Below are 12,482 nucleotides of genomic sequence, written 5' to 3'. Positions count from 1 at the left end.
GGAAGTGGGGCAATTGCTGAATAAATGGGAAGGCATTGTCTTAAAAACAAAACCGTACGGGGAATCGAATAAAGTTGTGACGATTTTAACGCGAGAAGCGGGAAAAGTAGCAGCCATGGCGCGCGGTGCAAAAAAGCCATCTAGCCGACTTGCAGGTATTTGTCAGCCATTTATGCATGGCATTTTTATTGTGCATCATGGGCGAGGTATGGGAACGTTACAGCAAGGTGAAGCAATTGATTCGATGCGCCATATTCAAACGGATATTGTCGCAACAGCGTATGCTAGTTATTGTGTTGAAATAGTCGATCGCTTAACAGAGCAAGGTAAGCCTGATGAATACGCATATACGATTTTATTACAAGCGCTACATGCAATTGAAGAGGGGTACGACCCAGAGGCGATTTCATTATTTGTTGAATGGAAGATGCTGCCGTACACGGGAGTTCAACCAACATTGCATCAATGCGCATCTTGCGGGGCAACAGATGGCGAATTTGCTTTTTCATTTTCAAGCGGCGGCTTTTTATGCCACCGTTGTTTCGCGCAAGACCCATATATTATTCGTTTGACACCAACACAATTAAAATTAATTCGTATGTTTTATATGATGCCTATTGAACAACTAGGCTTATTAACATTAAAAAAAGAAACAAAACGTTTTATTAAAAATATTGTGTCGACGATTTATGAAGAGCAAACCGGTATGCGTTTTAAATCAAAAAAGTTTATCGAGCAATTAGAGCGTACGCCGTTGCTATTTAAAGATCAAACAGAGGAATAAGAAAAAGAGCCTTCTCTCATCAGAAGGCTCTTTTTTGTCGTTTAGCGGTAAGCATCTAAACGTTCAACTTCGCGGTAGCTCATCGAATCCCAGAAAATATTACTTGATACAACGGGGGTATCATATGGGAATGTATTTGGTTTGATGATAATATTTTGGCCATTTAAAATGGATAATTGCATTTGATGAAGCTGCTTTGCTGATAAGGGCTCTTTAGCGGTGTAACTAAAAATTGTTTCAACTGTTAGATTGAGCATATCGGGCGCAACCGATGATACGATTGAGGCATTTTTAATTTTCAATTCAATATCGAATGTACCATTTGAAACAATCAATTCCTCTTCTAAGTCAGTTGACGATGTTAAGGCACCTTTAAAAAGGACAACAATAGTGCCTTGAGCATAAATGCGATACATTTTATGATGTGGAGTAGATTCCACAACAATCATCCTCTCTCTTTTTTACATACAGTACAGTATAGAGGTTTTTAGAAAAAAAATCGAATGAAACTATTTTTAGATTGAAATAGTTGACATTTTAAACTTACTACAATATAGTAGGTTACGAAAAGTAACAAATAAACTGAAACGAAAAGAGCGACGCCATATGGAAATGACACAAACAACTTTACACATGATTGAAGAAAAAATGACTTTTGTGCCGCTTAATACGACAGAAAAGGTTTGTCTAGTAGGTCCTGTAAACTTACCAATCAAACAAGGAGAGTTTGAAGCGACATTTAAATGGTATTGCTGGACAACCGTTAATAAAGAGTGGTCGAAAGAAGATGTTATTGACCATTTAAACACAATGAATTTAGCATTTGGCCAACAGTCATCTGTGCTTGTATACGGAGATTTTGAACAATCTGAAGATGCATTAGTGCGCATGCATAGTATTTGTCATACTGGCGATATTTTTGGGAGTCAACGTTGTGACTGTGGTTATCAATTACATGAATCGATGAAAATGATCGTAGCGCATGGTGTAGGTGCTATTTTCTATTTGGCAAATCATGAAGGACGGGGTATCGGCTTATTTTCAAAATCAATGGCTTATTTATTACAGCAAGAAGGTCTTGATACCGTCGAAGCGAACCACGCGTTAAGATTTGAAGATGATACGCGTTCATATGAAGAAGCGTTAAAAGTGCTCGAAACATTACGTCAAAAACCTGTGACACTTATTACGAACAATCCAAAGAAATTAGCAGCTCTTGAAGCGCATGGTTTGTCAACGCATGGACATGTACCGCTGTGGGGTGGCGAAAATGATACGAATCATTTTTATTTAGAAACAAAGCGTAAAAAATCAGGCCATATTCGCTAACGATTTAGGGGGAACGAACAATGTTGAAAAACGATGAATATTATATGCAACTAGCGCTTGATTTAGCAGCAAGTGCACGAGGGAACACAAATCCAAATCCAATGGTTGGAGCGGTGCTTGTTAACAATGGTGTCATTGTTGGAACAGGGCTTCATCGCAAAGCCGGAGAGCCGCATGCAGAGGTTCATGCATTTCGTATGGCCGGCGATCATGCCAAGGATGCGACATTGTATGTAACGCTCGAGCCTTGCTCACATTTCGGGAAAACGCCACCATGTGCCAACTTAGTAAAAGAGTCCGGTGTTAAACGCGTGGTTATTGCGATGAAGGACCCGAATCCAGATGTTGCAGGACGTGGTATTCAATTGTTACGCGATGCGGGCATTGAAGTGGAAGTTGGCATATTGGAAGCGCAAGCGTATAAATTAAACGAGCGCTTTATTTATAATATGTTAACGTCGCGGCCGTATATCGTCGCAAAATATGCGATGACAGCGGATGGTAAAATTGCGGCGGCGACCGGCGACTCACAATGGGTCACTGGCGATGATGCGCGTGAGGATGTGCATGAGTATCGTCACGAAATGGATGGTATTCTTGTTGGTATTGGTACGGTATTAGCAGATAATCCGTCATTGACGACGCGCCTCGTATCGAAAGAAGGAAAAAATCCAGTGCGCATCGTGTTAGATAGTCAGTTGCAAACGCCGCTAACAGCACATGTTGTGCAAACGGACGATGCGCGTACGATAATTGTGACGTCTATAGACGCTTCAAAGCAACGTGAAACGGCGCTTGCCGCAAAAGGTGTAACCATTTTACGCGTTGCTACAACGCATGGTTCAGTCGATTTAGAGCAAGCATTAGAAGCGTTGTATAAAGAAGGCATTACCGATATTTTAGTAGAAGGCGGTGCGGGCGTACATGCATCGTTTTTCCAACAAAATCTTGTACAAAAAGCAATTATTTATATGGCACCAAAAGTGTTAGGTGGTGCGCATAGCATTACGCCGGTTGGTGGCGCAGATGTACAAGTGATGAGCGAAGCAATTGATTTTGAGTTTGATACTGTGAATTTCGTAGGTAATGATTTACGCATTATTGCTTACCCAAAGCACTAGGAGGCTTTTAACGTGGAAAAAACAACGGATATTTGTATCGTTGGAGCAGGACCTGCAGGCGCGTTGCTTGCGACTTTGCTTGTGCAACGTGGTTTAGATGTCACATTAATCGAAAGCAGCGCAGCGCTTGGAAAAGCATTTCGCGGAGAGCATATTAATGAACAGGGTGAAGCAATATTAGCACAGCATAATTTATTGGCCGCCGTGAAAAGACGTGGTATGTTGCCGATGACGCGCCTAGAAAATTGGAAAGATGGCACGTGCTATAAGACGATTTTTCCAGATGCGGAAACCGGACATCTAGGTATTCATGTGCCACAACGCTTTTTATTAGCCGCTATTTTAGAGCCGATTATACAAGCGCCTAATTTTCATTTGTTGCTTGGAACGCGTATGCGAGATTTATTGACCGATGATAAGCAAGTGATTGGCGTTGTAGCAGAGACACACCACGAGCGTTTTCACGTGTACAGTAAGCTCGTTGTTGGTGCAGATGGGCGTTATTCAGTGGTTCGCAAAAAAGCTCATATTCCGTATCATACGTGGGAACACGGCTATGACCTTTTATGGGCACGTATTCCGCGACCAAAAGACTGGGAACCGATTATTCGCATGGCACTAATCGATGGCAAGCAACTCGCCTTGTTTACGCAAGCTGAGGGGCGTATTCAAGTTGGCTGGAATATTGATAAGGGAAGTTTTCCAATGTGGCGTAAACAACCATTTGAGCCTTTTATTGCCCAACTAAAAAAGGCATTTCCAGCACTAACAGACGTTGTTGATGCCACGATTACATCTTGGCAAGACTTTGTATTGCTTGATGTGCATAGTTCTTATGCGGATTACTGGGGAAGAGACGGTGTGATGTTACTTGGTGATGCCGCGCATACGATGACACCGACGGGCGCGTTTGGCTTAAATAGTGCACTTGTTGATGCGCATTATTTAGCGACTATTATTGCACATGATGGGACATTATCAAATGCTGCTATTCAGCAGTTTGAAGCTGCACGTAGCCAGATGATTCATCATCTTCAACAGGAGCAAATCCGTGAAGAACAACATTTTGTAGAACAGTTTGAAGCGGTGCATTAGGAGTGGAATTATGAGATTTGGTTTTGATATTGACGATACATTAATCGATTTACGACGCCATGCTTTTTCATTATATAATAAAACGTTTCAACAACAGTTAAGTGCCGCTGTTTTTGAAACGATTCAACGTGTGGAAATTCATGAGCCGTTTGGGTTAACAGACGAACAAGGTTCCGAGGCGTGGAAGGCACATTTAGAAGAAATTTATTTTACAAATTGCGCAAGCTTTCCACATGCGCAACAAATTTTACAGCAGCTTGTAGCCGAAGGACATGCCGTTTATTATATAACGGCACGTCCAAAAGAATATTGTGCTCGGACGCAGCAATGGATGATAGCGCAAGGCTACCCGATTGTGAAAGGGCATTTCTTTTGTGGTATGAAAGACGCTGAAAAAATCGCTACGATTCAGCAACTTGAGCTCGATGTGTATGTCGATGATAAACCGACCGTCCTCGAAACATTAGCCGCTGTAAAGACGATGCCGATTATTCGAGATCAGCCCTATAATCGACAAGGAAATTGGGCGCGATTTACGGATTGGCAAGATTTTTTGAAAATTATTCATTAATGGTAAAAGGACTCCGAATGTGCACGGAGTCCTTTTTGTTAGCGTTGATTCATAAAAACGCGGACCATATGCATGGCCGACCATTCGGTATGCGACTGTTCAACGATTGGATAATGTTTAGGGAATAGCTGTTGTGTAACTTCAAAAACATCGTTGCCTTCGCGCGCAAGTTTGTGTACGCGTTGTTGTATTTCCTGTAAATAATCTAGTTTCATTTGAACTAATTCGCGACCATTTTCAATAACGCCAGCGTGATGACAAATCATCGTGTCAAAATCATACGTTAACACTTTTTCAAGCGATGCCATCGTATCTAAAATATTTTCATCAATTAAGACGATTTTAGGCTTTGGTGTGACAAATAAATCACCCGTAAAAAGATAGCCGTGTTGTTGATTATATAATGCTACGTGGTCTTGCGTATGGCCTGGTGTTGGAATAATCGCCCATCGGTCATTTGCTGACGTGAACGTATTGCTTAACGGCTGACTTATAAAAGGTTTAGGTGGCGGCCCCCAGACGGTTTGTCGATACGCTGGTAAACGCATTTCTAGCGTTGTTTTAGCGACGCTGAGTGGATGAATATGAGCTTCGATGCCGAATTTTTCTATCATATCAGCTGTATTGCCGATATGGTCTTCGTGTAGATGTGTATGAATAATATGTTCAACATTTTTTTGTGCGATAAAATCAAAAAATTGTGTGTGCAATCCTGGAGAAGCGGTATCAATTAAGACACCATCGAGTAAAAAGCTATAAACATTCAGCGATATGCCGGGAACTTTGACGATATGTTCGACCATGTCGAGTGGACCGTGTGTTGATAAAATGTAGTTTTTCGCTATCTCAAGCATTAAAATCACTCCTTTTGATATTTTTTTAAGTATAGCAATCAGAGTGGTGAATAGCCATTCATAAATAAAGAGGCTCTATCATCATTACGATAATAGAGCCTCTTATTTAAGTGTTGTTAGTCTTTGACAGAGGAATCATAGATGGTCCAAAGCTATAATTACATCGTAAATATCATAAAATCTTACGTCTTAAAATTCAAGCGTTTCAGGCATATTGGCTCATTTTTATGAAAAACGTGTTCATTTCTCGGAGTAGATTAGCGACAAGGTGCTTTTTTGTCGAATTTCCCTGCTGAAATGAATTAAAAAAGGAATGACGCCAAAGCATCATTCCTTGATTTACGAGCTAATTAAAATTGTAAAAAGCTTTCGATGTAAGCTTGCACTTCTGAAATTGGCATACGTTGTTGTTCCATAGAATCGCGGTGACGAACAGTTACTTGACCATCTTCTTTTGAATCAAAGTCATATGTGATACAGAATGGTGTACCGATTTCATCTTGACGACGGTAACGTTTACCGATAGATTGAGATTCATCATAATCAACAGGGAATGCTTTACGAAGCTCAGCCCATACGCCATGAGCTTCTTCTGATAATTTTTTAGATAATGGAAGAACTGCAGCTTTAAATGGTGCAAGCGCTGGGTGGAAACGTAATACTGTACGAGAGTCGCCGCCTTCTAGTTCTTCTTCATCATATGCGTCACAAAGGAATGCTAATGTTACACGGTCAGCGCCTAGAGAAGGCTCGATGCAATATGGTACATAGCGTTCGTTTGTTACAGGGTCGATGTAAGTGAAATCTTCGCTAGAGTGTTCCATATGGCGTTTTAAGTCGAAGTCTGTACGAGAAGCTACGCCCCAAAGCTCGCCCCAACCGAATGGGAAGCGGAACTCGATATCTGTTGTTGCATTTGAGTAGTGAGAAAGTTCTTCTTCACCATGGTCACGTAAACGCATAGAATCTTCGTTCATATCAAGGTTTAATAACCAGTTTTTACAGAAGTCTTTCCAGTATGCGTGCCATTCTAATTCAGTACCTGGTTTACAGAAGAATTCAAGTTCCATTTGCTCGAATTCACGTGTACGGAATGTGAAGTTACCTGGTGTGATTTCGTTACGGAATGATTTACCGACTTGACCAATACCAAATGGTGTACGTAAACGCATAGAACGTTGAACATTTTTGAAGTTTACGAAAATACCTTGTGCTGTTTCAGGACGTAGGAAAATTTCGTTTGTAGAGTCTTCGGTAACACCTTGGAATGTTTTGAACATTAAGTTGAATTGGCGGATGTCCGTAAAGTCTTTTGCGCCACAGTCTGGGCAACGAACATCTAATTCTTCCATTTTTTCTTTCATTTGATCGAATGTCATACCGTCAACAACGATTTCGACACCTGTTTTTTCTAATGAAGCATCTTCAATTAATTTATCTGCGCGGTGGCGAGATTTACATGATTTACAGTCGATCATTGGGTCATTGAAGTTACCAACGTGACCTGATGCTACCCACGTTTTAGGGTTCATTAAAATTGCTGCGTCTAAACCAACATTGTATTCAGATTCTTGGATGAATTTTTGCCACCAAGCTTTTTTGACGTTGTTTTTTAATTCAACGCCTAGTGGACCGTAATCCCACGTATTTGCTAGACCACCGTAAATGTCTGAGCCTGGGAATACAAAGCCACGGTGTTTTGCTAAACTTACTACATTTTCCATTGTTTTTTCTGCCATTTGAAAAACCTCCAGTAAAAAGATTAAAGCACCCGTCTCCGGGCAACTTTTTGCCCGGGGACGAGTGCTGTGTATGCGCCCGCGGTTCCACCCCGATTGATAATTTACTACGCAATGTCGAGAATTATCCACTTTCTAACTGTTAGCTCCTGAGTGCCTTTTTATTTGCGTTGTAGTCTCTCACCATCACTACTCGCTCACATTGCAAACTACTTATTGCTCAATCATCGCCTTATATCGTTTGGCAACATTGTACCATGCAATAGTTTTCTTCGCAATATGGAATGAAATAGTATATACTTATTAAGAATAAAGTATATAACATTTGGGGCGGTGAGCGTGATCGAACTCAACAAACGTCAAGAAGAAATAGTCGAAATTGTTAAGGGGAATGGACCCATTACCGGCGAACAAATCGCGGAACGTCTCTCTTTAACAAGGGCTACATTGCGACCAGATCTAGCTATTTTGACGATGGCTGGATTTTTAGATGCGCGTCCGCGTGTAGGCTATTTTTATTCTGGTAAACAAACAGGACAAGCGGTAGCAGAAAGTATGACCAATATGAAAGTGAAGGATTTTCAATCTATTCCTGTAGTGGTTAATGAGAACATTTCTGTATATGATGCCATTTGTCAAATGTTCCTTGAAGATGTTGGAACATTGTTCGTCGTAGATAAAAATTCATATTTAACAGGCGTCTTATCTCGTAAAGACTTATTGCGTACAGCAATTGGTAGCCAAGATTTAAATCATATTCCCGTACATATCATTATGACGAGAATGCCGAACATTGCTTATTGCTTTAAAACGGATGGCTTGATTCAGGCAGCAAATAAATTAATTGAACGACAAATTGATGCATTGCCAGTTGTGATTGAACATACAGATGGTCTCGAAGTCATTGGACGTTTAACGAAAACGAATATTACGCGAGCATTTTTATCGCTCGCCGAAAACCATGATTTGTGAGGTGAGCGCATTATATGGAAAAAATTTTGATTTTTATCGTTTCGGATTCTGTTGGTGAAACAGGTGAGCTTGTAGCAAAAGCAGCGATTAGTCAGTTTCGTCCGGGTATGCAAGATGTAGCAGTACGACGATTTCCACATATTGAAAATCGTGAACAAATTAATGAAATTATGCAACTAGCGCTTGCGCAACAAGCGATGGTTGTCTATACGCTTGTAAAAGAAGAAATGCGTGAATTTACGAAAGCATTATGTGTACGAAAAAATATTCCGAGTATCGATTTAATGGGCCCAACGATGGAAATGTTTACAGAAGCATTACAAGTCGAGCCAATCGAAGAACCCGGCTTAGTTCGAAAGCTAGATGATGATTACTTTAAAAAAATTGAAGCGATTGAATTTGCCGTTAAATATGATGATGGACGCGACCCACGCGGTTTATTAAAAGCGGATATTGTCTTGATTGGTGTATCGCGTACGTCGAAAACGCCATTGTCGCAATTTCTTGCGCATAAGCGCTTAAAAGTAGCAAACGTTCCATTAGTTCCCGAAGTAGAGCCGCCGGAAGAATTATTCCTTGTACCAAAAGAAAAATGTTTCGGCCTCGTTATTTCACCAGAAAAGCTGAATAACATTCGAAAAGAGCGCTTGATTGCATTAGGTTTAAATGATAGTGCGAGCTATGCTAAAGTGGAACGTATTGATGAAGAAATCAATCATTTTTACCGCATTGTTGACCGCATTGATTGCCAAGTCATCGATGTGACGAATAAAGCGGTTGAAGAAACGGCTAATGATATTTTACGTCGCCTAAAAGAGTAACGGAGGCCCCCCTTTAAATAGGGGAGTTTTTTTGTTTTCTCTATAGAAAATAGATAGAATAAATGAGCAATATGTTTTATAATGAAGAATTGTGGTAAAAAGAAATTAAGTGTTTTTAAAAGAAAAAGAATTTTTTATTCGAGAAAGAAGGACTTTTGCGTTAATATCTCGAATTAAAGAGTTAGAAGCAAAGATGGTGATGAAATGGCACAACGAATTCCGGAAGAAACAATCGAGCAAATTCGTTCGCAAACAGACATTGTCGATGTTATCGGCGAGTATATGCAACTGACGAAACGTGGTCGAAATTACTTTGGTCTATGCCCATTTCATGGGGAACAGACGCCATCTTTTTCTGTATCTATCGACAAGCAAATTTTTCATTGCTTCGGTTGTGGTGCCGGTGGAAATGCGATTACCTTTTTAATGGATATCGATAATATTTCATTTCAAGATGCCGTTGCTCGTTTAGGCGAGCGAGTGGGGATTGAAGTCGATATTGCCGAGCATGAGCACCAGCATGTGCATAAGACAGAAGTATCACCTGAACAACAGCGTATGATTGAGGCGCATCAGTTTTGTTTACGATACTTTCAACATTTATTATTGAATACAGAAGATGGTGAGGAAGGGCTTCAATATTTAGAAAATCGTGGATTTACCCGCGAGATGATCGAAGCGTATGGTATTGGTTTTGCGTTGCCTAGTTGGGATGCATTAACGACGTTATTAACTCGCAAGGGCTATGATTTAGTAGAGATGTCTCAAGCAGGACTTGTGATTCCAAAAGAAGATGGCTCTGGCTATTTTGATCGTTTCCGCCGCCGTGTTATGTTTCCGATTCGTAATGAAACGGGAACGGTCATCGGCTTCTCAGGACGTGTCATCGAGAGTGATGGTGATCAAGCAAAATACATGAATAGCCCAGAGTCGCCTATTTTTCATAAAGGGAGAGTACTCTACAATCTTGACCAGGCGCGTCCGATTATTCGGAAGGAACGCAAAGTGGTACTTTTTGAAGGATTTATGGATGTATTAAGTGCAAAGACAGCGAATGTTCATAATGGTGTGGCGTCGATGGGGACGGCTTTAACACTAGATCATGTACAGAAGCTTAAACGATTATCGAATGATATCATTGTTTGTTATGATGGAGATAATGCGGGCTGGGAGGCTGCCAAACGTGCTGCGGACCTATTATACGCAGAGAAACTATCTGTTGAAATAGCAGTGCTCCCAAACGGCTTAGATCCAGATGATTATATAAAGCAATATGGTACGGAAACTTTCCGAGAGAAAATTATCGGAGAACCACTCGATTTCACAAGTTTTATGATGAGTTATTCAAAGCGCGGTAAGAATTTCCAGTATGCTACCGACGTAGAGCAATATGTAGAGGAGGCACTGCATTATGTAGCGCTTGATTCATCCGCTGTAAAGCGAGAATTACACCTGAAACAATTGCAACAAGAAACAGGTATTACACAGGAAACATTGACAACGCAATTACGTCATAAAGAAGCACAGCGACGTACTGAACCTGAAAGACGTACTGTCCATGTTGAGCAAAAGGCGATGCCTATGCGAAAATTGATGGCTATTGATCGTGCGGAGCGCCTCATTTTAGCGCGTATGTTAAACGATATTGATATCGTTGATCGACTGCAGCTAGACGGCGTAGAGCCACCTTTTGTTCGAGATGAATATGTCGCAATTTATATTCACTTACTCAGCTTTTATGCCCATCATGACAAAGCAGATTTTCAACGCTTTGCGGAAATGCTGACCGATTCAGAATTACGCAAGCTAGTGATGGAGGCAGCACTTGTAGAACGCGATTTGGACCATTTAGAAGAAGAGTGGGACGATTGCTTGCGACAAGTAGAAAAATACAAAATACAGCAACAAGTTGCACAAAAAAAACAACAGCTTAAAGAAGCTGAAAAAATGCATGATTTTAACCGTGCTCTTTCACTTTCAAAAGAGGTAATCGAGTTAACGAAATCTTTAGCAAGCATGTAGCTAAAGATGTTAGAAGGAGGAATACACCTAATGGCAGAAAAGTCTAAACGTACAGCAGCGAATAAAAAAGCAGAACAAGAGCATACTTTAGAAGAAATGAAAAAGAGCTTGCTTGAAGCAGGTAAAAAGAAAGGTGAATTAACTTACGCGGAAATCGCAGATAAGCTACAAACTTATGAGTTAGAAGCCGATCAAGTCGAAGAATTTATCGACAAATTAGAAGCAAATAATATCGAATTAAACGGTGATAAAGATTCCGATTTAGAACCACTTCTAAAAGAAGCGGAAGAAACGTTTGACTTAAACGATTTAAGTGTGCCACCAGGTGTAAAAATCAATGACCCCGTTCGTATGTATTTAAAAGAAATCGGGCGAGTGGACTTGCTTTCAGCAGCGGAAGAAATTGCGCTTGCAGAGCGTATTGAACAAGGTGATGAAGAAGCGCGTAAACGTTTAGCAGAAGCAAACTTACGTTTAGTAGTAAGTATTGCCAAACGCTATGTTGGGCGCGGCATGTTATTCCTTGATTTAATTCAAGAAGGAAACATGGGTTTAATTAAAGCAGTTGAGAAGTTCGATTATCGCAAAGGATTCAAATTCTCGACATATGCAACGTGGTGGATTCGCCAAGCGATTACACGTGCGATTGCTGACCAAGCACGTACGATTCGTATTCCAGTGCATATGGTTGAAACAATCAACAAATTGATTCGTGTTCAACGTCAATTACTACAAGATTTAGGTCGCGAACCAACACCGGAAGAAATCGGTGAAGAAATGGATTTAACACCAGAAAAAGTGCGCGAAATCTTAAAAATTGCACAAGAACCTGTATCGCTTGAAACACCAATTGGTGAAGAAGATGATTCACATTTAGGTGATTTCATTGAAGATTCAGAAGCACAATCGCCAGCAGATCATGCAGCGTATGAGCTATTAAAAGAACAATTAGAAGATGTGTTAGATACGTTAACAGACCGTGAAGAAAACGTATTACGCTTACGTTTTGGTCTAGATGATGGCCGTACGCGTACGCTTGAAGAAGTAGGGAAAGTATTTGGCGTTACGCGTGAACGTATTCGTCAAATCGAAGCAAAAGCACTTCGCAAGTTGCGTCATCCATCTCGTAGCAAACGCTTAAAAGATTTCTTAGAATAGTAAATGAAGAGATTGC

Annotated in this window: 12 protein-coding genes; 9 read left to right on the top strand and 3 right to left on the bottom strand. The window is 40.6% G+C overall.

Annotation, left to right across the window (positions count from 1 at the left end):
* Positions 1-13: 13 nt before the first annotated feature.
* Positions 14-784, top strand: a complete 771-nt coding sequence (gene recO, locus V514_RS0106960; protein ID WP_029499206.1) for a DNA repair protein RecO — start codon at positions 14-16, stop codon at positions 782-784.
* A gap of 41 nt (positions 785-825) precedes the next feature.
* Here the strand turns inward: recO and V514_RS0106955 are convergent, their stop codons facing one another.
* Positions 826-1,224: a hypothetical protein gene (locus V514_RS0106955; RefSeq protein WP_235073161.1), complete on the bottom strand. Its 399-nt coding sequence runs from the start codon at positions 1,222-1,224 to the stop codon at positions 826-828.
* A 166-nt stretch (positions 1,225-1,390) separates the two neighbouring features.
* Here V514_RS0106955 and V514_RS0106950 point away from each other — a divergent pair, with 166 nt between their 5' ends.
* The 4 genes from V514_RS0106950 to V514_RS0106935 are packed head-to-tail and all read left to right on the top strand — an operon-like array spanning position 1,391 to position 4,900.
* A complete protein-coding gene (locus V514_RS0106950) occupies positions 1,391-2,113 on the top strand; it encodes a GTP cyclohydrolase II (protein ID WP_029499204.1) in 723 nt (240 codons plus the stop codon).
* Between the two features lie 20 nt (positions 2,114-2,133).
* Positions 2,134-3,234 (top strand): bifunctional diaminohydroxyphosphoribosylaminopyrimidine deaminase/5-amino-6-(5-phosphoribosylamino)uracil reductase RibD, encoded by a 1,101-nt coding sequence (gene ribD, locus V514_RS0106945; protein ID WP_029499203.1) that lies wholly within the window; start codon positions 2,134-2,136, stop codon positions 3,232-3,234.
* A gap of 12 nt (positions 3,235-3,246) precedes the next feature.
* A complete protein-coding gene (locus tag V514_RS0106940) occupies positions 3,247-4,329 on the top strand; it encodes an FAD-dependent monooxygenase (protein WP_029499202.1) in 1,083 nt (360 codons plus the stop codon).
* A gap of 10 nt (positions 4,330-4,339) precedes the next feature.
* Positions 4,340-4,900 carry a 5' nucleotidase, NT5C type gene (locus tag V514_RS0106935; RefSeq protein WP_029499201.1) on the top strand — a complete coding sequence of 187 codons (561 nt, stop codon included), beginning with the start codon at positions 4,340-4,342 and terminating at the stop codon, positions 4,898-4,900.
* A gap of 38 nt (positions 4,901-4,938) precedes the next feature.
* Here V514_RS0106935 and V514_RS0106930 read toward each other — a convergent pair whose 3' ends face one another.
* Complete coding sequence (locus V514_RS0106930; RefSeq protein ID WP_029499200.1) at positions 4,939-5,754, bottom strand: MBL fold metallo-hydrolase; 816 nt, start codon at positions 5,752-5,754, stop codon at positions 4,939-4,941.
* Positions 5,755-6,104: 350 nt separating this feature from the next.
* Positions 6,105-7,493, bottom strand: coding sequence for a glycine--tRNA ligase (locus V514_RS0106925; protein ID WP_029499199.1), 1,389 nt, complete (start codon positions 7,491-7,493; stop codon positions 6,105-6,107).
* A 333-nt stretch (positions 7,494-7,826) separates the two neighbouring features.
* Between V514_RS0106925 and V514_RS0106920 the strand changes: the two genes are divergently transcribed.
* From V514_RS0106920 to rpoD, 4 genes are all read left to right on the top strand, one after another.
* Positions 7,827-8,465 carry a helix-turn-helix transcriptional regulator gene (locus V514_RS0106920; protein WP_029499197.1) on the top strand — a complete coding sequence of 213 codons (639 nt, stop codon included), beginning with the start codon at positions 7,827-7,829 and terminating at the stop codon, positions 8,463-8,465.
* 14 nt (positions 8,466-8,479) lie between these two features.
* Positions 8,480-9,286, top strand: coding sequence for a pyruvate, water dikinase regulatory protein (locus tag V514_RS0106915; RefSeq protein ID WP_029499196.1), 807 nt, complete (start codon positions 8,480-8,482; stop codon positions 9,284-9,286).
* A gap of 204 nt (positions 9,287-9,490) precedes the next feature.
* Positions 9,491-11,308 (top strand): DNA primase, encoded by a 1,818-nt coding sequence (gene dnaG, locus V514_RS0106910; RefSeq protein ID WP_029499195.1) that lies wholly within the window; start codon positions 9,491-9,493, stop codon positions 11,306-11,308.
* Positions 11,309-11,338: 30 nt separating this feature from the next.
* Positions 11,339-12,466, top strand: a complete 1,128-nt coding sequence (rpoD, locus tag V514_RS0106905; RefSeq protein WP_029499194.1) for an RNA polymerase sigma factor RpoD — start codon at positions 11,339-11,341, stop codon at positions 12,464-12,466.
* Positions 12,467-12,482 lie beyond the last annotated feature (16 nt).

The sequence above is a fragment of the Kurthia huakuii LAM0618 genome (assembly GCF_000505545.1).
In the GTDB taxonomy this organism is placed as follows: Bacteria; Bacillota; Bacilli; order Bacillales_A; family Planococcaceae; genus Kurthia; species Kurthia huakuii.
The sequence above is the reverse complement of the archived record's forward strand: the minus strand, read 5'-3'. Positions and strand labels throughout refer to the sequence as shown.

Coding starts and splice junctions, on each gene's coding strand:
- V514_RS0106950 (WP_029499204.1), top strand. CDS start 1,391: ATGGAAATGACACAAACAACTTTACACATGATTGAAGAAAAAATGACT.
- V514_RS0106935 (WP_029499201.1), top strand. CDS start 4,340: ATGAGATTTGGTTTTGATATTGACGATACATTAATCGATTTACGACGC.
- V514_RS0106925 (WP_029499199.1), bottom strand. CDS start 7,493: ATGGCAGAAAAAACAATGGAAAATGTAGTAAGTTTAGCAAAACACCGT.
- dnaG (WP_029499195.1), top strand. CDS start 9,491: ATGGCACAACGAATTCCGGAAGAAACAATCGAGCAAATTCGTTCGCAA.
- V514_RS0106930 (WP_029499200.1), bottom strand. CDS start 5,754: ATGCTTGAGATAGCGAAAAACTACATTTTATCAACACACGGTCCACTC.
- ribD (WP_029499203.1), top strand. CDS start 2,134: ATGTTGAAAAACGATGAATATTATATGCAACTAGCGCTTGATTTAGCA.
- rpoD (WP_029499194.1), top strand. CDS start 11,339: ATGGCAGAAAAGTCTAAACGTACAGCAGCGAATAAAAAAGCAGAACAA.
- V514_RS0106915 (WP_029499196.1), top strand. CDS start 8,480: ATGGAAAAAATTTTGATTTTTATCGTTTCGGATTCTGTTGGTGAAACA.